Origin of the sequence: Brevundimonas balnearis (assembly GCF_042434805.1) — a bacterium.
GTDB classification, from domain to species: domain Bacteria; phylum Pseudomonadota; class Alphaproteobacteria; order Caulobacterales; family Caulobacteraceae; genus Brevundimonas; species Brevundimonas balnearis.
Window position 1 is genome coordinate 156,756 of record NZ_JBHLSW010000006.1, and the last position, 20,517, is coordinate 177,272.

A 20,517-nucleotide genomic window follows, 5' to 3' on the forward strand; every position below is an offset into this window, starting at 1 on the left:
GGCGCGCCAACCCGGCTCAGCCGCGCAGGCAGCGACCGGCGCGCGCCACGGCCTCCGGCGCACCCGAATGGACGGCCGCCGGCGTGTCCGTCGCCACGATGGCCAGGCCCTCGTGCACCAGGTCGGCGTACTCAGACGGATCGCCGTCGGCCGCGAACCGGTCGTCGCGGCGCACGCTCTCTCGGCCCAGCGTGCCGAACATCGGCTCCACGCCGCGCCCGGCCAGGGCCCTCCACAGCTCGGGCCGAGGCTCGCGCGTGCCGGTCCAGGCCAGGACCTTCGTCGGGTCGAGACCCGCCAGGTCCTCGACCCCGTCGATCGGGACGGACAGGCTGAGCTCCGGCGCCAACCGGTGCAGGATCCGGGCGTCCTCCAGGTTCGGGGCGATCAGGACGGCGGCCTCGGCCATGTCCGCCGCGCGCACCGCCTCGACGACCGCGCGGAAAAGGCGCTCGCGATCCCCCTCGATCTTGAAGTCGATCGACGCCACGCCGCCGACCTCCTTGATGGCGGCGAGCGCCTCGGCGAAGGTCGGGACCGGCTCTGAGGTGATCCGCCCGGCGCCGTCGACCAGCCGCGCCCGGCGCACCTCGGCCAGGGTCAGCCGCGCGACTTCGCCGGTTCCAGTCGTGGTCCGCTCCAGATCGTCGTCGTGCATCAGGATCAGGGCGCCGTCGGCGGTCATCGCCACGTCGATCTCGAGCATGGCGCCGGGGATCTCACGCCCGGTCCGGCGGATCGCGGCGAGCGAGTTCTCCGGCGTGGTCTCGTCCCACACCGCCCGGTGCGCGGAGACCAGCAGGCCGCCATCCCTTAGGCAGTCGAAACGCGCGTCCAGTCCCCTCTCTTCGTCGCGGAAGGTCGGCGCGGCGGCGCAGGCGGCGGTCGCGAGGCCCGCGGCGAGGGCGAGGGCGATCAGGGATGGGCGCATGGGACAAGCCTCCGTGCGACCGCAACAGCACGCGCGGGGCCGGATCGCAACAGCTCTAGTCGGCCTGCGACTGGGCGAAGGGCCCGAACACCGCTCCGACGAAGCCGCCGGCCGTCCGCGTGCTGAGCGTGCGGCCGTCGATGTCGTCCGCGAGCGTCCGCCACGCGGCGTCTCCGGGCGCCCAGGCGGCGGTGTAGCGGTCGCCCACAGCCGTGAACCGGAAGCGCACCGGCCCTTCGGCCTCGAGCGGCGCGTCGGCGATCAGCACCCCGTCGGCCGGCTGATCCGCCCCCGTCCGCGACCTTAGTTCGACGCGCGGACCCCTCGCGGTCCTCACGACCGAAATGGCGTGCCAGTAGTCGTCGCTCTGCAGCGCCGCGAAGCCGAAGCGGTCGCCAAGCCGCGTCGGCGGAGCGCTGAGGGTCGTCTCGGCGACCGCGTTCTGGTGCTGCTGGCGGCGCGCGAGGAAGCTCGGATTGCCGTTGTCGCCGAGCCCGACCGGGCGGGCGGCGAGCACCAGACGGCCCTCCTGGACCCGGCTCCAGGTCTCGCGCGGATTGCGCATCATCATCCATTGCGGGCCGAGCGGCGCGTCGAACGTCTCCTCGATCTCGAAGGCGCCGCTGGTCGGCTCGGGGCCGGGCCCGGCATCGGGCAGGCCGGGCCTTGCGGCCGCATAGGGGATCACCTCGCCCGGGCGCGTGATGACGGGCCACTCGCCGGACCAGTCCACCGGCATCAGGAAGGTCTCGCGGCCGGTGTTGTAAAAGTCGCCCTCGTACGGTCGGACGGCCAGGAAGGTGGCCCACCACGAACCGTCCGGCAGCTCGACGAAATCCGCGTGTCCGGCCGACGTGATCGGATGGGTCCGGTCGCGCGGCAGATCCCGCTGCGTCAGGATCGGATTGCCCTCCCAGGGCTCGAACGGGCCCTCGGGGCTGCGGGCGCGCAGGACCACCTGGGAGTGACCCTCCGCGGTGCCGCCCTCGGCGCAGATCAGATAGACCCACTCGCCGCGCCGGATCAGATGCGGCCCCTCGATCCAGATCGGGTTGGTCTCGGGCTCCACCCCGCCGTCGACCAGCACGGTGCGGGGACCGAAGGTGCGCTTGGCGACCGGATCGAAGCGCTGGATCCAGATGGCGCGATGACCGTCGTAGCGCGGCTCGCCCTCGGGCGGACCGTTGTTCAGGATCCAGGCGGAGCCGTCGGAGTCGAAGAACAGCGAGGGATCGATGCCGCCTGCGAGATCGGGCAGCCAGACCGGGTCCGACCAGGGGCCCGCCGGATCGGTCGCGGTGACCAGGAAGTTGTCGCCGCAATCGACGCAGGTGTTCAGGATCCAAAAGGTCCCGTCGTGATGTTCGATGGCCGGCGCGAACACGCCGCGCGACAGGCCCAGCGTCCCGAAGTCCAGCTGGTCGGGCCGGTCGATGGCGTTCCCGACCTGGGTCCAGTTGACCAGGTCGCGGCTGTGGAAGACCGGAATGCCCGGGAAGTAGGCGAAGGTGGAGGTCACGAGATAGTAGTCGTCGCCCGCCCGGGTGATCGACGGGTCCGGATGGAAGCCCTGCAGGATCGGATTGCGATACTGGCCGGGCTCCAGCGGCGCCGAGTTCTCCGGGTCGCTTCCGGCGTAGCGGAACCTCTCGAACGCCGCCTCCTGCGCCGCGGCCGTGCAGCCCAGCAGGCTGACGGCCAAGGCTGTCGATAGGGTCCAGGCGCGCATCTCGTCCTCCCGTCAGGCAATAACTCAGACTATTGCGCTGAGGCGGCCTGTCCACCCTTCGGGCCCCATATAAAGATATCCTTATGGGTTTGTTGCCCCTCGGGCCGCCCCGGTCTATAGGCGGCGCGATCCGCCGGCGCCGCCGCGCCGCTCGATTCCGAGGAGCTCCCATGCCCGACTACATCGTCCGCGACATCAGCCTGGCCGACTGGGGCGACAAGGAGATCGCGATCGCCGAAACGGAGATGCCGGGCCTGATGGCGCTGCGCGACGAGTTCGGCAAGGACCAGCCGCTGAAGGGCGCTCGCATCGCCGGCAGCCTGCACATGACCATCCAGACGGCGGTGCTGATCCAGACGCTGGAAGCGCTCGGCGCCGAGGTGCGCTGGGCCTCATGCAACATCTTCTCGACCCAGGACCACGCCGCGGCCGCCGTCGCCCGCAACGGCACGCCGGTCTTCGCCGTCAAGGGCGAGACCCTGGAAGAGTACTGGGACTACGCCCACAAGATCTTCGAATGGGCCGACGGGGGCTATCCGAACCTGATCCTCGATGACGGCGGCGACGCCACCCTGCTGTGCGTGCTCGGTCCCAAGGCCGAGAACGACGCCTCCATCCTCGACAATCCGACCAACGAGGAAGAGGAAGCCCTCTACAAGGTCATGAAGCGCTATCTGGCCGAAAAGCCGGGCTTCTATTCGGCCATCCGCGACGCCATCGGCGGCGTGTCGGAAGAGACGACCACGGGCGTGCACCGCCTGTACCAGATGGCCGAGCGCGGCGAGCTGCCCTTCCCCGCCATCAACGTCAACGACAGCGTCACCAAGTCCAAGTTCGACAACCTTTACGGCTGCCGCGAGAGCCTGGTCGACGCCATCCGTCGCGGCACCGACGTGATGCTGTCGGGCAAGGTCGCGGTGGTCTGCGGCTATGGCGACGTGGGCAAGGGCTCGGCCGCCAGCCTGCGCCAGGGCGGCGCCCGCGTGGTCGTGACCGAGATCGACCCGATCTGCGCGCTTCAGGCCGCCATGGAAGGCTATGAGGTCCAGACGCTGGAGGACGTCGCCGACAGGGCCGACATCTTCGTCACCGCCACGGGCAACAAGGACGTCATCACCGTCGATCACATGCGGGCGATGAAGAACAACGCCATCGTCTGCAACATCGGCCACTTCGACTCAGAGATTCAGGTGGCGGGCCTGAAGAACTTCAAGTGGGACGAGATCAAGCCGCAGGTCCACCACGTCGAGTTCCCGGACGGCAAGAAGATCATCCTGCTGTCCGAGGGCCGGCTGGTGAACCTGGGCAACGCCACGGGCCACCCGTCCTTCGTCATGAGCGCGTCCTTCACCAACCAGACCCTGGCCCAGATCGAGCTTTGGACGAACAGGGCGGCCTACGGGAACCAAGTCTACACCCTGCCCAAGCACCTCGACGAAAAGGTCGCGGCGCTGCACCTGGGCAAGCTGGGCGCGAAGCTGACGACCCTGAAGCCGGACCAGGCCAGCTACATCAACGTGCCGGTCCAGGGGCCCTTCAAGCCCGAGCACTATCGCTACTGATCGGCCCGCGACGGGTCAGGCGGCGATCGCGGTCCGGGCTTCCGGCTCGCGGTCGCGACCCGTCAGGCTGGTTTCGAAGTCGGCGAACAGATCGATCAGCTCGGCGACGTCGGGCTGGGCTTTGCCGCGCTGGAAGCGATAACGCCAGAAGCTGACGATGTGCTGGATCGCGCCCAGACGCTCGCCCAGCTGCGCGAAGAGATCCGGCGCCGCCAGGAGGAAATCGCGGAAACCGGCGGGTCGGCCGTGCCGCGTCAGCTCGGCATAGGCCGTGTCGTAGACACGCAGCATGCCCGAGGCGTCGTCACAGGTCTCGACGATCAGCTCGCGGATGCGCGCCCGGCTGCGCTCCAGGGTGATGCGCGACAGCGGATCGGGGCGGCCGCGCGGCTTGACGGTCCGGACCGACTCCGACACCTGGCCGATCTCGCCGATCAGGCTGGCGAGCGACCACTTGTAGTAGAGGAAGCCCTTCCAGCAGAAGACGCCCTCCTGGTACTCGCTCGGCCTGAGGCGGAATGTCTGGCCCAACGTCTGCAGGTCGCCGCCCGGCCGGCTCGACAGGATCTTGGCGGTCAGCCGCGCCACCGGATTCTCGGCCGCGAGGTCCGCCCCCTCGCCCAGGCTGAGGTCCACCAGCGAGGTGATCTCGGTCGCGACGAAGGCGGTCATGCGGTCGAGGTCGGCCGTGCTCAGATTGAAATAGCAGGCCGCCGGCTCCACGCCGTGTCGGCGCAGCTGTTCGCGCAGCAGAAACGGATCCAGCCCGGGCAACTGGTCGAGCAGACGCAGTGTCCGGGCGTCCTCCGAGTCCGGCTCCAGCCCGAAGTTCTGAGCCATCGCGAGGTCGTAGCCGATCTGGCCCACGAACAGATACCGACCGCCGAGGCTCAGGTCGGTCTCGTCGATCGGCAGGATCACCTTGGTGCCCACGAAGCGACGCCTGCGGAATCGGTCGATCTCGTCGCGCCGCAGACGGTGCTTGATGAAGATGGCCTGGTTCAGCCGGCGATCCCTGAACATCGGCCGGGCGCGCCACTCGGGATCGCGTCCGTGATCCTGGCTGACCGTCAGCAGGTTGAGCACCCGCGCGGTCGAGGCCGATTGGTTCAGATTGGCCAGGTTGCGGATGGTCCTGTCGCGCATGCGTCTCCCCGAACGCTGATCCTGACGGCGCCGCCTTTCGGTCCCGTCGACGGATGTGGTGAGCGAAGCGTTGACGCGGCCACGCGCCACGCCCTCCGCCCGCTGGCGTCCCGACGCATCCGGGCCTAGGTTCCGCGCATGACCGTGTTCGACATCCTGATCCTCCTGGCCATCGGCGCGGTGGCGGTGACGCTGGGCTTCGGGCTGAAAGCCCTCTTCACCCCCGGGGCCCAGGCGCGCAGCCGGTCCAACAAGCTGATGCGGCTGCGCGTGGCGCTGCAGGCGACGGCCATCGTGCTTCTGGTCGTCGGCATGTGGTGGAAATCCACCCAGGGCGGCTGAGGTCATGGTCCGGCTGAACCGCATCTACACCCGCACCGGCGACGACGGCTCGACCGGACTGGTCGACGGCTCGCGGGTGTCCAAGGCCGATGCGCGGGTCGAGGCCTACGGGGCGGTGGACGAGCTGAACGCTGTTCTCGGTCTGGCGCGGCTGCACGCCGGCGCGGACGCGGAGCTGGATGCGATGCTCGGTCGCATCCAGAACGAGCTGTTCGACCTGGGGGCCGATCTCGCCACGCCGCTCGAGCCGAAGCCCGACTGGGAGCCGCTGCGGATCACGCCCGGCCAGATCGATCGGCTGGAGGCCGAGATCGACGCCATGAACGCACGGCTGCGGCCGCTCGACAGCTTCATCCTGCCGGGCGGATCGGCCCTCGCCGCCCACCTGCACCTGGCGCGAACCGTGGCGCGGCGGGCAGAGCGCGACGCCGTGCGGGCCGTCGCCCAGGGCGTGGCGTTGAGCGCCGAGGCGATCCGCTACCTGAATCGGCTGTCGGACCACCTGTTCTGCGCGGGGCGGCTGGCCAACGCCGACGGCGCCGACGACGTGAAATGGGTCCCGGGGGCGACCCGCTGACGCGGGCCTACTGCTGGCCCTGTTCGCGCGCCTGACGCTCCAGCGACAGGAGTTTGCGGTTCTGGGCGTTCGAGGCCTCGGCGCGGCTGACGCCCGCCGGCCGACCGGTGATGTCGGGAATGTAGATCGGCTGGGCGCAGGTCCGGCCTTCCAGGTCCCACCAGCCGCCCTCGGCCTCGCACCGCTCGCCGGGCTCGACCCAGTAGCGCTGGAACGCCAGGGTCGCGGTGACCGCCACGGCGAACAGGCCGAAAAACAGGATGGCGAGGCGCTTGAAGCTGAGATAGCGGCTCATTCGGGGCTCCAGAGGGAACGGCGACCGGTCGTCGCGCCTTGACCTCGCGTCACGTTGACAGCCGCAGGTTCGGCCTCCATTCCGTGGCGCAACATTTCGGCGATCCTAAGGACAGGCTCATGAAGGTTCTGGTCCCGGTCAAGCGGGTGATCGACTACAACGTCAAGGCGCGGGTGAAGGCGGACCAGTCCGGCGTCGACCTCGCCAACGTCAAGATGAGCATGAATCCCTTCGACGAGATCGCCGTCGAGGAGGCCGTGCGTCTCAAGGAAGGCAAGGAGCACCACGCGGCCGGCACGGCGTCGGAGATCGTGGTGGTGTCGATCGGCCCGAGCCAGGCGCAGGAGACGATCCGCACCGCCCTGGCCATGGGCGCGGACCGCGGCATCCTCATTCAGTCGGATTCAGACCTCGAGCCGCTGGCGGTCGCCAAGCTGCTCAAGGCCGTGGTCGACGAGGAGGGCCCCGAGCTGGTCCTGATGGGCAAGCAGGCCATCGACGGCGACAACAACGCGGTCGGTCAGATGCTCGCGGCGCTGCTCGACTGGCCCCAGGCCACCTTCGCCTCGAAGCTGGTGGTGGACGGCGGCACGGCGACGGTGACCCGCGAGGTGGACGGCGGCCTGCAGACCGTGGCCGCGCCGCTCCCGGCGGTGGTCACCGTGGACCTGCGCCTGAACACGCCGCGCTATGCGTCCCTGCCCAACATCATGAAGGCCAAGAAGAAGGAGATCGCCACGAAGGCGGTCGCCGACTACGGCGTGGACGTCAGCCCGCGCCTGAAGACGCTGAAGGTGGTGGAGCCGCCCAAGCGTTCGGCCGGCGTCAAGGTCGATAGCGCCGCCGATCTGGTGGCCAAGCTCAAGAACGAAGCGGGAGTGCTGTAAGATGGCTGTCCTCGTCATCGCCGATCACGACGGCTCGGCCGTCCGCGACACCACCCACAAGACCGTGACCGCCGCCAAGGCGATCTCGGGCGACGTCGACGTCCTGGTGCTGGGCCCGAAGGCCGTTGGCGACGCCGCCGCGAAGATCGAGGGCGTCCGCAAGGTCCGCGTCGCCGACGGCGCCGAAGTCGGCCACGGCCTGGCCGAGGCGGTCGCCGCGACTGTCCTGCCCCTGATGGGGGACTATGACGCGGTTCTGGCCCCGGCCACGACGGAGGGCAAGAACTTCGCCCCCCGCATCGCCGCGAAACTGGACGTGGCCCCGATCTCGGACATCATCGAGGTCGTGTCCGCCGACACCTTCACGCGCCCGATCTATGCGGGCAACGCCCTGGAGACGATCCAGACCTCGGACGCCAAGAAGGTGATCACGGTGCGCGCCACCGCCTTCAAGGCCGCGGGCGAGGGCGGTTCGGCGTCCGTGGAGACCGTCGGCGCGGTGGACGCCGGGAAGTCGAGCTTCGTCGGCGAGGAGAAGGTCAAGTCCGACCGTCCCGACCTCGGCGCCGCCAAGATCGTCGTGTCCGGTGGTCGCGCGCTGGGCTCGGCCGAGGAGTTTCACGCGGTGATCGAGCCGCTGGCCGACAAGCTGGGCGCCGCCGTCGGCGCCAGCCGCGCGGCCGTGGACGCGGGCTACGCCCCCAACGACTATCAGGTCGGACAGACCGGCAAGGTCGTCGCCCCCATGCTCTACATCGCCATCGGCATCTCCGGCGCGATCCAGCACCTGGCGGGCATGAAGGACTCCAAGGTGATCGTCGCGATCAACAAGGATCCGGACGCCCCGATCTTCCAGGTCGCGGACTTCGGCTGGGTGGCGGACTACAAGACCGCCGTGCCCGAACTTATGGCGGCCCTGGGCTGAGGAACCTCAAGGGCGATCCGGTCAGACCGGGTCGCCCGCGCCGCCAGCCGGGCTCAGTTTCCACCGGATGCGGGTCTCGGCGTCCGTGCGCGCCGAGCCGCGCACCACGATCTGGGTCGCGCGCCGGGTCAGGCCGTCCTCGACATGGACCGAGGGCTCGATCGCCACGTCCGGCCCGTCGGTGCGGAACCACCAGCCACGCCCCGAATGCCCCCGCAGCAGGATCGAGCGCCGGTCCCGCGCCAGCGACGCCTGCACGCCGGGCTCCAGATGGAAGCGCACCGCATAGGGCGCGGCGATCACGCGGACCTGCTGGCTTTCGCCGCGGCCGTGGCCGGGCGCCGGGTGCAGCCGCTCCTCGGCGCGCAGTTCGTCCAGCCGCTGGTCCAGATAGAGGCGACGCTGGTGCAGCAGGCCATAGGGCTTGACCCAGCCGTCGTGTTCCAGCTCCAGCCAGACCGCGCCCTCGCCTTCACGATGCTCGGCGTTGACGTGGTAGTCGGCGCCGAACAGCCGCGGCCCCAGCAGCTCGGCGCGCCAGCCGCCCAGCGGCTCCCCCAGCGAACCGTCCCCGAGGGTCAGGGTGGAGGCGCCGGGCGTGAGCCGGAGCGCCTGCCGCTCCAGCGCGCGCGGCGTCCAGGCGGCGCTGGAGATGAGTCGATCGCGCCCGCAGACGATCTCAAGCGCGAGGGGCTGGGCGCAGGCGGCCTCGCCCCAGCCGCCTTTCGCCGGCGACGCCGCGTCGGCCATGACGGTCAGCAGCGGACTGGCGATGCGGCGGTAGCCGTTGACCTCTCCGGGCCCGCTTTCGGGCGCCTTCTCGAGGTCGGACAGGGCCGCGGCGACCCGAGGCGCCCCCGCCGGGCCCCCACCCTGGAAGGCCGCCAGCCGACCATCCGGCAGGGTCATCCGCGCCAGCGCCTCGGCCAGCCGCCCGGAGGCCTCATGAACCGCGGGCGGCGCGGGCTCGCTGATCTGGTTGAGGGCGTCTTCCAGCGTGAGCAGGTCCAGCCGCAGCTCCAGCGCCGCCTCCGGAGAGCGCGAGGCGTGGCCGCCGTCCGGCCCGACCGTCGCCGCCAGCGCACCCGGCAGACGAGCCAGGGCCCTGCGCCTCAGCGACTGACCCGCCGAACCCGCCAGAACGCAGCCCGCCAGCGCCGCCGCGATGTACCGATCCGCCTTGGTCGCCACCCCGCCCGGCGGGCGCAGGAGCTGCCGAGCCTGACGCCCGAGGCTGTCGGCCAGGGCCGCCCGGTCCCCGTCGGCGGCCACCGCGCCCAGACGGCGGGCGGCGACCGACAGGTTGATCACCCGCCGCGCCAGGATCCGCGCGTCCCAGGCGAACGGCGACCAGCGCCGGAAGCCCGCGTCCCAGTGCAACACCAGCCTGAGCGCTTCACGCACCCCCCGCTCGCCGTTCAGCATCAGGGACGGCAGCCAGGCGAAGCTGTGCAGCTCGACCGCGAAGGCCTTGGATGGGCAGGCGCGATTGAAGGGATCGGCGTGCGGCGGGGCCTCCAGGCTGGCGCCCGCCAGCGTGAGGCGGCCGCCGAGCAGCAGCTTGCCCAGGGTCGGTTCGTGCGGGCGCATGTCGCGCGGGCTGGCGGCGAAGGCCGCGACCTTGGGCCCCTTCAGCGTCAGACTGTAGCCCGGCAGGCCATAGAGCTCGACCCACAGCTGCCGCGTCAGCACCCGACCGATGATCGCGGGCCAGAGGCTGGGACCGGCCGCCGCGCCGGCCGTCTTCACCGGGGTGCGCACCGGCGCGCCCGGCAGCCCCGGCGTCATGTCGGCGAGGGGCTGGAACACGTTCATCTCAGGCCGCCTTCAGCGCCGCGATGTTGGCGGCGTAGGCGTCCGCTCCGCCCTTGAACACCGAGGTCCCGGCGACCAGCGCCGTCGCACCCGCCGCCACGCAGGCGCCGGCGTTGGCCGCCGTCACCCCGCCGTCGACTTGCAGCACCGCCTGCGACCCCGCGCGGTCCAGAACACCGCGCACCCGCTCGATCTTCCTCAGCGAGGAGTCGATGAAGCCCTGGCCGCCGAAGCCCGGATTGACCGACATGATCAGCACGAGGTCCAGCAGGTCCACGACCTCCTCGACCACCGCGACCGGCGTGGCCGGGTTCAGCACCAGCCCGGCCTTGGCGCCCAGCTTGCGGATCGCGCCGAGGGTGCGGTGCAGGTGCGGGCCGCTTTCGGGATGCACGCTCAGCACGTCGGCGCCGGCCTCGCGATAGGCCTCAAGCCAGGGGTCGACCGGCGCGACCATCAGGTGCACGTCGAAGGGCAGGGTGGTGTGCGGGCGGATCGCCTTCACGATCGCCGGGCCCATGGTCAGGTTCGGCACGAAGTGGCCGTCCATGACATCGACGTGGACCCAGTCGGCGCCCGCCCGTTCGAGCGCCTTCACCTCCTCGCCCAGCCGGGCGAAGTCGCTGGCGAGGATGGACGGGCAGATGAGAGGTGCGGCCATGAGCCCTGCGCTTAAGGCGATGCCCGGATCGGGGCAAGCCTCGGCGCCGGATCAGGCGTCGGGCGTGTTGGCCTCGAGCTCCCTCAGCCAGACGGCGGCCGAGGCGTCGGACGGCGCGCGCCAGTCGCCGCGCGGCGACAGCGACCCGCCGGTCACCACCTTGGGGCCGTTGGGCATCGCCGAGCGCTTGAACTGGCTGGTCTGGAAGAAGCGCGTCAGGAACTTTCCAAGCCAGCCCTTGATGCTCGCCAGGTCATGGGCGATCCGCTCCGCCTCCGGCGTTCCGGCCGGCCAGTCGCCGCGCGCCGGGTCGCGCCAGGCCTGGTGCGCCAGATAGGCGACCTTCGACGGCCTCAGCCCGAAGCGGGAGATGTAGAACAGGAAGAAGTCGTTCAGCGCATAGGGGCCGACCGTCGCCTCGGTGGACTGGATCGCGCCGTCCTTGGCGGGCACCAGCTCCGGCGAGATTTCGGTGTCCAGGATGGCGCGCAGCGTCGGGGCGCAGGCGGCGCCCACCAGCTCGCGGTCGGCCACCCAGCGGATCAGGTGGCGGATCAGCGTCTTCGCCACGCCTGAGTTGACGTTGTAGTGGCTCATCTGATCGCCGACGCCGTAGGTCGACCAGCCGAGCGCCAGCTCCGACAGGTCCCCCGTCCCCACCACGAAGCCGCCGTTCTGATTGGCCAGCCGGAACAGATAGTCGGTCCTCAAGCCCGCCTGGACGTTCTCGAAGGTGATGTCGTGGACCGGCTCGCCCGCCGCGAAGGGGTGGCCGATCGCCTTCAGCATGGTCTCGGCGGTCGGCCGGATGTCGATCTCCGCGCCCGAGACGCCCAGCGCCTTCATCAGCGCCCAGGCGTTCGACTTGGTGCCTTCGGAGGTCGCGAAACCCGGCATGGTGTAGGCGAGGATTCCAGAGCGGGGCAGCTCCAGCCGGTCGAAGGCGCGGCAACAGACAAGCAGGGCCTGGGTCGAATCCAGCCCGCCCGAGACGCCGATCACGACCCTGGAGCCGTTGGTGGCCTTCAGCCGCCGCATGAGGCCCTGGACCTGGATGTTGAAGGCCTCGAAGCAGTCCTGGTCCAGCCGCGCCGGATCGTCCGGCACAAAGGGGAAGCGGTCCAGCGGCCGCCGCAAGGGCCCTGCCGGGTCGACCGTCGGCGCCGGCAGTTCGATCCGGCGGAAGGTCTCGGCGTCGATCTCGCGGCGGGCGCAGTCGGCGAAGGTGCCGGTCCTCAGCCGCTCCAGCCCGATCCGGTCCACGTCCACGTCGGCGACGGTCAGGGCGCCGTCCATGTCGAAGCGCGGGCTGTCGGCGAGCCTGGCGCCCAGCTCGTGGATCGTCGCCTGTCCGTCCCAGGCCAGATCGGTGGTGGACTCGCCCCACCCCGACGCGGCGAACACATAGGCGGACGCCGTCCGCGCCGACTGGCTGGCGCACAGCAGGGCGCGTTCGTCCGCCTTGCCGATGACGATGTTCGAGGCCGACAGGTTCAGCAGGATGCGCGCCCCGGCCAGCGCCTGCCGCGTCGAGGGGGGCAGCGGCGCCCAGTAGTCCTCGCAGACCTCGACCCCGAAGACGAAGCCGTCGCGGCCGTGGGCCTCGAACGTCAGGTCCGCGCCGAACGGAACCCAGGCGTCCCCAAACCGGGCGAAGGCGGGGTCGGCGTCGCCGGCGGGCGAGAACCAGCGTTTCTCGTAGTACTCGCGGTAGTTCGGCAGATAGGTCTTGGGCACGACGCCCCGCACCTCGCCGCCCGCCAGGACCACGGCGGTGTTGTAGAGCCGGTCCTCGACCCGCAGCGCCGCGCCGACCACGGCGATCAGGCCCTCGGCGGCCTTGGCCACCCGCGCCAGCTCGACCTCGACTTCGGCGATCAGGGCTTCCTGCATGTGCAGGTCGTCGATGGCGTAGGCGCTGAGCGACAGCTCGGGGAACAGCAGCAGCTCCACCCCCTCCGCCCGGGCCTGGTCGATCAGCCGGATCTGCTCGTCGGCGTTGGCCTTCGGATCCGCGGTGAAGACCACCGGCGTCGCCGCCGCCACCCGCACGAAGCCGTGGGTGCGGGGACTGTGGAAGGGGTGAAGCTGGGCCAAGGGACCTGTCCTGCCGTTGTAATGCTCATCTAGAGGATAAGGGCCGCGCCGCCAACGCGGGGACGATTGCCCGTGACGGCTCCAACGGCCCGCGCTAAGCGGGGTTCATGACCGACGCACCCAAGAAGGGCTGGTTCTCGCGCCTGACGGAGGGCCTCAGCCGCTCCTCCAAGCAGATGACCGAGCAGGTCGTCTCGGCCTTCGTGAAGGAACCGCTCAGCGAACAGGCGCTGGAGGGGCTCGAGGAGCATCTGCTGGAGAGCGACCTGGGGCCCGCGGCCGCGGACCGGATTGTCGAACGCTTCCGCGCGCTTCGCTTCGGGGCCAATCCTTCCGAGCTCGAGGTCAAGACGGCGCTGGCCGAAGCCGTGGCCGACGAGCTGAAGGGCCACCAGGCGACCTATGACCCCCTGGCGGGGCCCCGGCCCTTCGTCACCCTGTTCGTGGGCGTGAACGGATCGGGCAAGACCACGACGCTCGGCAAGATCGCCGCCGACCTGACCGCCCGGGGCGCCAAGGTGATGATCGTGGCGGGCGACACCTTCCGCGCCGCCGCCCGGGAGCAGCTCAAGGTCTGGGCGGAGCGCGCCGGGGCCCATTTCGAGAGCCGCCGGGACGGGGCGGACGCCGCCGGCCTCGCCTTCGACGCCTTCACCAAGGCGAAGGCCGAGGGTTTCGACGTGGTGCTGATCGACACCGCCGGGCGGTTGCAGAACAAGTCCGCCCTGATGGACGAGCTGCTGAAGATCGTGCGGGTGCTGAAGAAGGTCGATCCGGACGCCCCGCATGAGACGCTTCTGGTGCTGGACGCCACGGTCGGCCGCAATGCGCTCGAGCAGGAGAAGATCTTCGGCCGGACGGCCTATGTGTCCGGCATCGTCATGACCAAGCTGGACGGCACCGCGCGCGGCGGCGTGCTGGTGCCCGTGGCGCAGGCGTCCGACGCCCCGATCAAGCTGATTGGGGTGGGCGAGAGCATCGGGGATCTTCAGCCCTTCGACGCGCGCGCCTTCTCGCGCTCGCTGATGGGGCTCCCAGCGGAGGACGCGGCGTGAGCGGCACGACGGACGCGAAGCGGTCGATCCGCCAGGCGGTGGACTTCGGCGCCCTGCTGGCCTTTCTGGCCGCCTATGTGATCAACCGGTTCGGGCGCGGCCTGGACGGCCAGGAGGCGCTGGTCCAGGCGACCTGGGTGCTGGTCGCCGCCTCCGCCGTCGCCCTGATCGTCGGCTGGCTGGTCGAGCGCCGGCTGGCGCCCCTGCCGCTGCTCAGCGGCGGCTTCGCCCTGATCTTCGGCGGACTGACCCTTCTGTTCAACGATCCGACGCTGCTGAAGGTGAAGCTGTCGATCCAGAACGGCCTGCTGGCCGCCGTCCTGCTGGGCTCGCTGCCTTTCCGCAGATATCCGTTCAAGTATCTGCTGGAGAGCGCCTTCCGCCTGACCGAGGCCGGGTGGCGGGGGCTGACGCTGCGCTACGGACTGTACTTCGCCGCCGTCGCCGTGGTGAACGAGATCGTCTGGCGCACCCAGTCGGACGACGTCTGGGTCAGCTTCCGGGGCGGGCTGTGGCTGGCGTCGGCCGCCTTCGGCATCTGGCAGGTCGTGTACATCATGAAGCACATGATCAAGGACGACGACGCTCCGGCGCCGGAGAACCCCGACACCGGGCTCTGACGATCGTCGCCTCCGTCCACGGACCGCCTGTCGCAAAACGGTGAAGCCGCCCTGCTAGCTCTGCCCCGCCGAGAACGGGGATTCGGGCGATGGTGAAGACCAAGAAGTCGGATCAGTCGAAGGGGCCGCTGGCCCAGTCGCCCAGCCACCTGTTGCACCGCGTGCTGCAACTCGCGCTCGACATCTACGCGGAGGAGACGGGGCCCGACGCCCCGACCCAGCGCCAGTTCGCGGTGCTCGAGGCCTGCGCCCAGAAGGAAGGCCTGACCCAGACCGATCTGGTGAAGGCCACCGGCATCGATCGTTCGACCCTGGCGGACCTCGTGGCGCGGATGACCGCCAAGGGCCTGCTGCTGCGCGAACGCTCGACCATCGACGCGCGCGCCAACACCGTGCGCCTTTCGCCGGAAGGACAGGCGGCGCTGAACGCCGCACGCCCGAAGGTGGAGGCCGCTGACAAGCGTATTCTGGCTCTGCTCTCCAAGGGTCGCCGCGATGTCTTCATCGAAGTCCTGACCGAACTCACCGACGCCGCCGACGCCGCGCCCGCCGAGGCCAGGGCCGCCCTCAAGGCCGCCAAGAAGGCTGAGAAGGAAGCGCGGAAAGCCGAGAAGGCGGCGAAGAAGGCCGCCGAGGCCGCCGCGAGGAAGAGCAAGACCCCCAAGCCCAAGAAGGGTAAGGGCCGCGGCAAGACCGCCGAGCTCGGGGCCCCCGCCAACGAGGACGAGGCCGCCTGAGGCGGATTTCGTCGGACGGCGTTGTTCGAAGCCGTTTTTGCGTCGATAGTCGTCCACGACATGCTGGCCTTGACCATGCTCTTGGCCCTGGCTCCGATCCAGGACCCCGGCGCGCCCGGCGCCGTCGAGCCGGCGCGGGCGACGCTGGAGTCCTGCCAGTTCGAGACGGACAGATGGGTCTGCCGCTATCAGATGCCGGCCATCGCCATCGTGCCGAGCGCGGCCGGCACGGGGTCCAGCGAAGCGACCCCCCCTCAAGGACCGACCGAGCCGCCGCTGGAGGCCGAGGTCCTGAGCGCCGAGGAGCAGGACCTTGTTCTGCGCTGCGCCGAAGCGTCCTGGCTGTCGCTCTGCACCCCCGCCCAGCGACGGACGGCGCGCGCGCTCAGGGCCGAGGCGGAGGCCGATTCCGCGCTCCGCCAGAGCATCGGGGCGCGCATTGGCGCGGGCGACTGCGCCGGCGCGGAGCGGGCGGCCCTGGAGGCCGGGCGCCTGGCGTTGGCCGCGCAGGTGCGTGACTACTGCCGTCCGGAAGCTCAATAGCGAAAGGGCGGAGCCGAGGCCCCGCCCTGAAACGCTTCATGCTCCGAGAGTGGTCAGGGACGGCCGGGGGGGCACGCGCTGCCGCCGCCGGGGCAGGCGCCGAACGAAACGACCGGCGGATCAATGATGACCTCTGACGGACGCACCCGGATATCCGGACGCTCGATGTGGATCTGGGCGGCGCCGACACGGACCGGCGGCGCGTCGACCCAGACGGGCGGCGCCGACACATGAATCACCGGGCCAGGCACATAGACCGGCGCGCCGCGGACCCGCACGCCCGGCGCGGACACGTGGATCGGGGGCCCCGGCGGGCGCGGCGTATAGAACACGACGTCATAGACGCAGTCGCATCCGTCGCCCGGCGAATGCGCGTGCGGGTGACAATCGTCGGTCGCGGCGCCCGACATCAGGGCGGCGACCATAAGCGTTTCCAACATTCCAACCCCCTCGCTGATCGCCGTCACGGGCGATGTAACACGGTTAGATTAACCATGTTCCGGGGGCAAGCGCGGATCGCCCGTCAGGCGAGCGACCTTGCCTAATCCGCGTCCGGCCGCCCGCGCAGCGACTTGACCGTTGAGCGCCGACCCTTGGCCTCGAGACGGCGGCGCTTCGAGGCCAGGGTCGGGCGGGTGGCGACGCGCTTCACGGGTGCGATCGACGCCTTCTCCACGAGAGCGTTCAGGCGCTCCAGCGCGTCGGCCCGGTTCCGTTCCTGGGTGCGGAAGCGTACGGCGGTGATCAGGATCTCTCCGGCCTGGGTCGCGCGCGCGCCGGCCAGCTTCAGCAGCCGCTCCTTCACAGGATCCGCCAGGGACGGCGAGTTGCGGGCGTCGAAGCGCAGCTGCACCGCCGTTGAGGTCTTGTTGACGTTCTGCCCGCCGGGACCGCCCGCCCGGAAGAAGCGGAACTCGAGCTCGTCCTCAGGGATCGTCATGTCGCCCAGCCTACCGCGCCCTCCCGCCGAACGGGAAGGCGCGGCGAGGTCAGGTCAGCGGACGTAGGCGGGCGGCCGGGCGCCCTCGCCGCCGTCGCGATAGCGGTCGCGCAGCAGCAGGCCCCGGCTGGTCAGCGGTTGTTCGGCGCCGGCGATGAACACCGCCTCCGGCTGGCTGAGCGGCTCCAGCGGATCGCCCGACCAGACGACCACATCCGCCTCCGCCCCCGGCGTCAGGGCGCCGAAGCGGCCCTGCATCCCGAAGATGCGCGCGGGATCGACCGTGAGCGCGGCGATCGCCGCGTCGTGAGGCAGGCCGTTGGCCACGGCGTTGCCGGCGTTGTAGCGCGCCTCGCGGGCCCGGTGGACACCGCCCTCGTTGCCCTTGATGGCGATGGTCACGCCGGCCGCGTCCAGCGCAGCGGCGTTGCCGAGGTGGGCCGCACGGGTCTCGAAGTCGCCGGGCAGGTTGGCGGTGGCGTTGACCAGCACCGGCACGCCCGCCGCGGCGATCCGGTCAGCGACGAGCCAGCCCTCCTCGGCCCCGTCCAGGATGACCCGGATGTTCTCCTCCTCGGCGAGGCGCAGCACCTGAAGGATGTCCGCCGCGCGGTGCACGGTCACGATCAGGGGCATCCGGCCCTCGGCGACGGGGACCAGCGCCTCGAGGTCGGCGCGCGACAGCATCAGGTCGCGCAGACCCGCCCGCTCGTAGGCCTGACGGTTGCGGGCGTAGAGGCGAACCTCGGCCATCGTCTCCTTGAACAGGACGAACTCGGCGCCCCGCGCGCCGCCGGCGACGCCGGCGCCGGCCTCGCCGAACGGCGCGACCATGGCGACGCGCGGCTGAACCAGGATGTCGGTCCCCTGGGCCAGATGAACGACGGCGGCTTGGCCGGCGAACAGGCCTGGGTCGTGATAGCCGCCCTCGCCGGCGCCGGCGGTGTCGTGTTCGTGCACATGGCCGCCCGAGGAGCCCGGGTGGTTCGGCACGACGATCGCCCGGGTCAGGCCGCCGAGCCGCGCCACCGGAATGACGAAGGACCAGGGGTCCAGGCCGTAGGACACGTCGAAGGCGGCGCTCAGGGTGTTCGACTGGTTCGACAGGTCGTTGGTGCCGCCGACGGACGAAACCTCGGTTCCGCCCAGCCCGGAGTCCACCGCCACGAAGCCGGGCGTCACGATCTTGCCCGTGGCGTCGATCACCCGCGCGCCGGAGGGGGCGGGCCCGGTCCCGACAGAGGCGATGCGACCGTTCTGGATGACGACCGTGCCGTTCTCGATCACCGAGGATCCGGTCAGCACCCGGCCGCCGGTGATGGCGACGGTCTGGGCCATGGCCGGCAGGGCCAGCGCCACGGACGCGACGGCGGCGGCGAGGCCGCCGATCAGCTTGGCGGCGTTCATCAGCGGGTCCCTCCGGCGGCGGGGGCCAGGCCGTAGCCGGGCTGGCCCAGTTCGAAGTCGGACGCGGGCTGATAGCGCGGGTCCGAGCGGTCAAAGGTCAGGGCGCCGTCGATGAAGACCTGATCGGCGCGGGCGTAGATGCTGAAGGGATTGTGGCTCCAGATCACCACATCGGCGCGCTTGCCGGGCTCCAGCGAGCCGGTCTGGTCGGCGATGCCGAGCGCCCGGGCGGCGTTGGAGGTGATCCAGGAGATGGCGTGCTCCTCGGAGATGTTCATCCCGGCGCGCCGTCCCGCGGACAAGGCCGCGGCCGCTTCCTGGTTCAGGCGCTGGGTCAGAATGGCGTCATCGGAGTGGATGACCGCGCACGAGCCTTCTGGCGCGTCGACAAGGGCGGCGTTCTCCTCGATGCCGTCCAGGCTCTCCATCTTGAAGCCCCACCAGCCGGTCCAGGTCAGGGCGCAGACGCCCTCGCGCGCCAGTCGGGGCGCCAGCTTGTAGGCCTCGGACGCGTGGTGGAAGGCGGTGATGCGGAAGCCGAATTCGTCGGCGAGATCCAGCATCAGCGCCATCTCGTCGGCCCGGTAGCAGTGGTTCTGCACCAGGATCGAACCGTCGAGCACGCCCGCCAGGGTCTCGTTCTGCAGGTTGCGGGTCGGCGGGCTGCCCTCGCCGGTCTCTCGCCACTCGTCCCACTTGGCCTTGTAGTCGCGCGCGGCGATGAAGGCGGCGCGGTAGCCCGCCATGTTGCCCATGCCGGTGGCCGGAGTCTGGTTGCGACCACCGTAGACCCGGCTGGGGTTCTCGCCGCAGGCCATCTTCACGCCATAGGGCGCGCCGGGGAACTTCATCCCCTGCATGGTCACCGAGGGCACGTTGCGCACCGTCACCGACCGGCCGCCGATCAGATTGGCCGAGCCGGGCAGGATCTGGAGCGTCGTCACCCCGCCCTCGCGGGCCCGGTTGAAGCCGGGGTCCTGGGGCCACACGGAATGCTCGGCCCAGACCTGGGCGGTGTTGGGGCTGGTGGCCTCGTTGCCGTCGCTCATGCCCTGCACGCCCGGCGAGGGATAGACGCCCAGGTGGCTGTGGGTGTCGATGACGCCCGGCGTCACGAAGCGGCCCCGCGCGTCCACGACCCGGTGCCCGGCAGGAACCGGCGTGCTCGCGCCGCCGACGGCGGCGATGCGGCCGCCGGTCACGACGACGACCCCGTTCTCGATCCGCTGGCCGGTGGCGGTGAAGACCGTGCCGCCGACGATGGCCATGTCCTCGGCCGGCAGGGGCCGGTAGGTCGACGGATAGGGGTCCGGGTTGGCTGCGGAGTCCATGCCGGTGGCGAGCGCCTCCCGGTCGTTCGAGGACGTCGAGGCGCTCTGGTCGCCGCCGCCGTCGGTCGTGGCGCAGGCGGTCAGGCTCAGGGCGGCGGCGCCCAGCAGCAGGGCGCGCAGGCTCGCGCGGCGTATCGACATCATGCGGACAGCTCCCCATCGGCCGCGCGGGCGGCCCAACAGGATCATCCAAGCGCGGGCGTCGGCTGTCGTAAACCCGTAATCGGACTTAAGCCGCCCGGGACCCTCGACCTCAGAGGCCGCCCAGCAGCTGGTAGAGGGCGCTGCAGAACGGCGGCAACAGATAGGTCCGCATCCCGGACAGGATGAGCAGCGCCAGGATGGGCGTGATGTCGATGCCGCCCAGCGGCGGGATCACCGCCCTCAAGGGCGCCAGCAGCGGCGACACGATCGCGTCCAGCGCCGAGGCGACCTGGGCGACGAAGCGATTGCGGTAGTTGATGACGTTGAAGGCGAACAGCCAGCTGAGGACCGCATTGATGATGATCGCCAGCCAAAGGAGCTGGAACAGCGAGCCGATGATGAAGCAGATGAAGCCCGCCAGTCCGCCGCCGATTCCCACGTGTCGCTCCTCGTTGTTCGAGAGCCGCTTCTAGCCCGCCCGGCCCCCCGCGCAAACCCGCCCCGCACGGCTCAAGGATTCGGTTGACGCCGACACCGGCCGCTTCTATGTCGCGCCCTCGCCTTCCCGGGATCGGGGCCGTAGCTCAGTTGGTAGAGCGCGTCGTTCGCAATGACGAGGTCAGGGGTTCGACTCCCCTCGGCTCCACCAATCCCTGTTATATCAAGGGATTGGCCGGAAACAGGCGATAATTCTGACACCACGCTGCTACACACGGCTCCAAAGAGGTCGTCGAAAAAGCGTTTTACTACAGTCAGTTCATCGTCCAGAGACT

The 20,517-nt window shown here is 70.5% G+C and carries 21 protein-coding genes and 1 tRNA gene; 10 read left to right on the forward strand and 12 right to left on the reverse strand.

Features of this window, described 5'->3' with window-relative positions:
- Positions 1-16 precede the first annotated feature (16 nt).
- Both ACFFGE_RS09605 and ACFFGE_RS09610 read right to left on the reverse strand, forming a co-directional pair.
- A complete protein-coding gene (locus ACFFGE_RS09605; protein WP_376836130.1) occupies positions 17-931 on the reverse strand; it encodes a glycerophosphodiester phosphodiesterase family protein in 915 nt (304 codons plus the stop codon).
- A 55-nt stretch (positions 932-986) separates the two neighbouring features.
- On the reverse strand, positions 987-2,660 hold the full coding sequence (locus ACFFGE_RS09610; protein WP_376836131.1) for a glycoside hydrolase family 43 protein: 1,674 nt from the start codon (positions 2,658-2,660) through the stop codon (positions 987-989).
- A gap of 170 nt (positions 2,661-2,830) precedes the next feature.
- Between ACFFGE_RS09610 and ahcY the strand changes: the two genes are divergently transcribed.
- Positions 2,831-4,222 (forward strand): adenosylhomocysteinase, encoded by a 1,392-nt coding sequence (gene ahcY / locus ACFFGE_RS09615; protein WP_376836132.1) that lies wholly within the window; start codon positions 2,831-2,833, stop codon positions 4,220-4,222.
- Between the two features lie 15 nt (positions 4,223-4,237).
- Here the strand turns inward: ahcY and ACFFGE_RS09620 are convergent, their stop codons facing one another.
- Complete coding sequence (locus ACFFGE_RS09620) at positions 4,238-5,368, reverse strand: hypothetical protein (protein WP_376836133.1); 1,131 nt, start codon at positions 5,366-5,368, stop codon at positions 4,238-4,240.
- 138 nt (positions 5,369-5,506) lie between these two features.
- Between ACFFGE_RS09620 and ACFFGE_RS09625 the strand changes: the two genes are divergently transcribed.
- Positions 5,507-5,710 carry a twin transmembrane helix small protein gene (locus ACFFGE_RS09625; protein WP_376836134.1) on the forward strand — a complete coding sequence of 68 codons (204 nt, stop codon included), beginning with the start codon at positions 5,507-5,509 and terminating at the stop codon, positions 5,708-5,710.
- Between the two features lie 4 nt (positions 5,711-5,714).
- Complete coding sequence (locus ACFFGE_RS09630) at positions 5,715-6,287, forward strand: cob(I)yrinic acid a,c-diamide adenosyltransferase (RefSeq protein WP_376836135.1); 573 nt, start codon at positions 5,715-5,717, stop codon at positions 6,285-6,287.
- A 7-nt stretch (positions 6,288-6,294) separates the two neighbouring features.
- Here ACFFGE_RS09630 and ACFFGE_RS09635 read toward each other — a convergent pair whose 3' ends face one another.
- Positions 6,295-6,582 (reverse strand): hypothetical protein, encoded by a 288-nt coding sequence (locus ACFFGE_RS09635; protein ID WP_376836136.1) that lies wholly within the window; start codon positions 6,580-6,582, stop codon positions 6,295-6,297.
- Positions 6,583-6,701: 119 nt separating this feature from the next.
- On the opposite strand from ACFFGE_RS09635, the gene ACFFGE_RS09640 reads away from it, so the two are divergent.
- Positions 6,702-7,469 carry an electron transfer flavoprotein subunit beta/FixA family protein gene (locus tag ACFFGE_RS09640; protein WP_376836137.1) on the forward strand — a complete coding sequence of 256 codons (768 nt, stop codon included), beginning with the start codon at positions 6,702-6,704 and terminating at the stop codon, positions 7,467-7,469.
- 1 nt (position 7,470) lies between these two features.
- Positions 7,471-8,394, forward strand: coding sequence for an electron transfer flavoprotein subunit alpha/FixB family protein (locus ACFFGE_RS09645; protein ID WP_376836138.1), 924 nt, complete (start codon positions 7,471-7,473; stop codon positions 8,392-8,394).
- Between the two features lie 21 nt (positions 8,395-8,415).
- On the opposite strand, the gene ACFFGE_RS09650 is transcribed toward ACFFGE_RS09645, so the two are convergent.
- The 3 genes from ACFFGE_RS09650 to ACFFGE_RS09660 are packed head-to-tail and all read right to left on the reverse strand — an operon-like array spanning position 8,416 to position 12,967.
- Positions 8,416-10,203 carry a heparinase II/III family protein gene (locus ACFFGE_RS09650; RefSeq protein ID WP_376836140.1) on the reverse strand — a complete coding sequence of 596 codons (1,788 nt, stop codon included), beginning with the start codon at positions 10,201-10,203 and terminating at the stop codon, positions 8,416-8,418.
- A gap of 7 nt (positions 10,204-10,210) precedes the next feature.
- Positions 10,211-10,870 carry a ribulose-phosphate 3-epimerase gene (gene rpe / locus ACFFGE_RS09655; RefSeq protein WP_376836141.1) on the reverse strand — a complete coding sequence of 220 codons (660 nt, stop codon included), beginning with the start codon at positions 10,868-10,870 and terminating at the stop codon, positions 10,211-10,213.
- A gap of 51 nt (positions 10,871-10,921) precedes the next feature.
- Complete coding sequence (locus ACFFGE_RS09660) at positions 10,922-12,967, reverse strand: NAD(+) synthase (RefSeq protein ID WP_376836142.1); 2,046 nt, start codon at positions 12,965-12,967, stop codon at positions 10,922-10,924.
- Positions 12,968-13,074: 107 nt separating this feature from the next.
- Between ACFFGE_RS09660 and ftsY the strand changes: the two genes are divergently transcribed.
- The 4 genes from ftsY to ACFFGE_RS09680 all read left to right on the forward strand — a co-directional run bounded on the left by ftsY (position 13,075) and on the right by ACFFGE_RS09680 (position 15,922).
- Positions 13,075-14,022 (forward strand): signal recognition particle-docking protein FtsY, encoded by a 948-nt coding sequence (gene ftsY, locus ACFFGE_RS09665; RefSeq protein WP_376836143.1) that lies wholly within the window; start codon positions 13,075-13,077, stop codon positions 14,020-14,022.
- Positions 14,019-14,642 (forward strand): inner membrane-spanning protein YciB, encoded by a 624-nt coding sequence (locus ACFFGE_RS09670; RefSeq protein ID WP_376836144.1) that lies wholly within the window; start codon positions 14,019-14,021, stop codon positions 14,640-14,642. Before ftsY ends, ACFFGE_RS09670 begins: the two co-directional genes overlap by 4 nt.
- An 89-nt stretch (positions 14,643-14,731) precedes the next feature.
- Positions 14,732-15,379, forward strand: a complete 648-nt coding sequence (locus ACFFGE_RS09675) for a MarR family winged helix-turn-helix transcriptional regulator (protein ID WP_376836145.1) — start codon at positions 14,732-14,734, stop codon at positions 15,377-15,379.
- A 60-nt stretch (positions 15,380-15,439) separates the two neighbouring features.
- Entirely contained in the window at positions 15,440-15,922 is a 483-nt protein-coding gene (locus tag ACFFGE_RS09680) for a hypothetical protein (RefSeq protein WP_376836146.1), read from the forward strand.
- Between the two features lie 53 nt (positions 15,923-15,975).
- On the opposite strand, the gene ACFFGE_RS09685 is transcribed toward ACFFGE_RS09680, so the two are convergent.
- From ACFFGE_RS09685 to ACFFGE_RS09705, 5 genes are all read right to left on the reverse strand, one after another.
- On the reverse strand, positions 15,976-16,362 hold the full coding sequence (locus ACFFGE_RS09685; RefSeq protein WP_376836148.1) for a hypothetical protein: 387 nt from the start codon (positions 16,360-16,362) through the stop codon (positions 15,976-15,978).
- A 101-nt stretch (positions 16,363-16,463) separates the two neighbouring features.
- Positions 16,464-16,862, reverse strand: coding sequence for an alternative ribosome rescue aminoacyl-tRNA hydrolase ArfB (gene arfB / locus ACFFGE_RS09690; RefSeq protein WP_376836149.1), 399 nt, complete (start codon positions 16,860-16,862; stop codon positions 16,464-16,466).
- A 54-nt stretch (positions 16,863-16,916) separates the two neighbouring features.
- A complete protein-coding gene (locus ACFFGE_RS09695) occupies positions 16,917-18,269 on the reverse strand; it encodes an amidohydrolase family protein (protein ID WP_376836150.1) in 1,353 nt (450 codons plus the stop codon).
- Complete coding sequence (locus tag ACFFGE_RS09700) at positions 18,269-19,744, reverse strand: amidohydrolase (RefSeq protein WP_376836151.1); 1,476 nt, start codon at positions 19,742-19,744, stop codon at positions 18,269-18,271. Before ACFFGE_RS09700 ends, ACFFGE_RS09695 begins: the two co-directional genes overlap by 1 nt.
- A 109-nt stretch (positions 19,745-19,853) precedes the next feature.
- On the reverse strand, positions 19,854-20,183 hold the full coding sequence (locus tag ACFFGE_RS09705) for a YggT family protein (protein ID WP_376836153.1): 330 nt from the start codon (positions 20,181-20,183) through the stop codon (positions 19,854-19,856).
- A gap of 134 nt (positions 20,184-20,317) precedes the next feature.
- On the opposite strand from ACFFGE_RS09705, the gene ACFFGE_RS09710 reads away from it, so the two are divergent.
- A tRNA-Ala gene (locus ACFFGE_RS09710) sits at positions 20,318-20,393 on the forward strand.
- Positions 20,394-20,517: the final 124 nt, after the last annotated feature.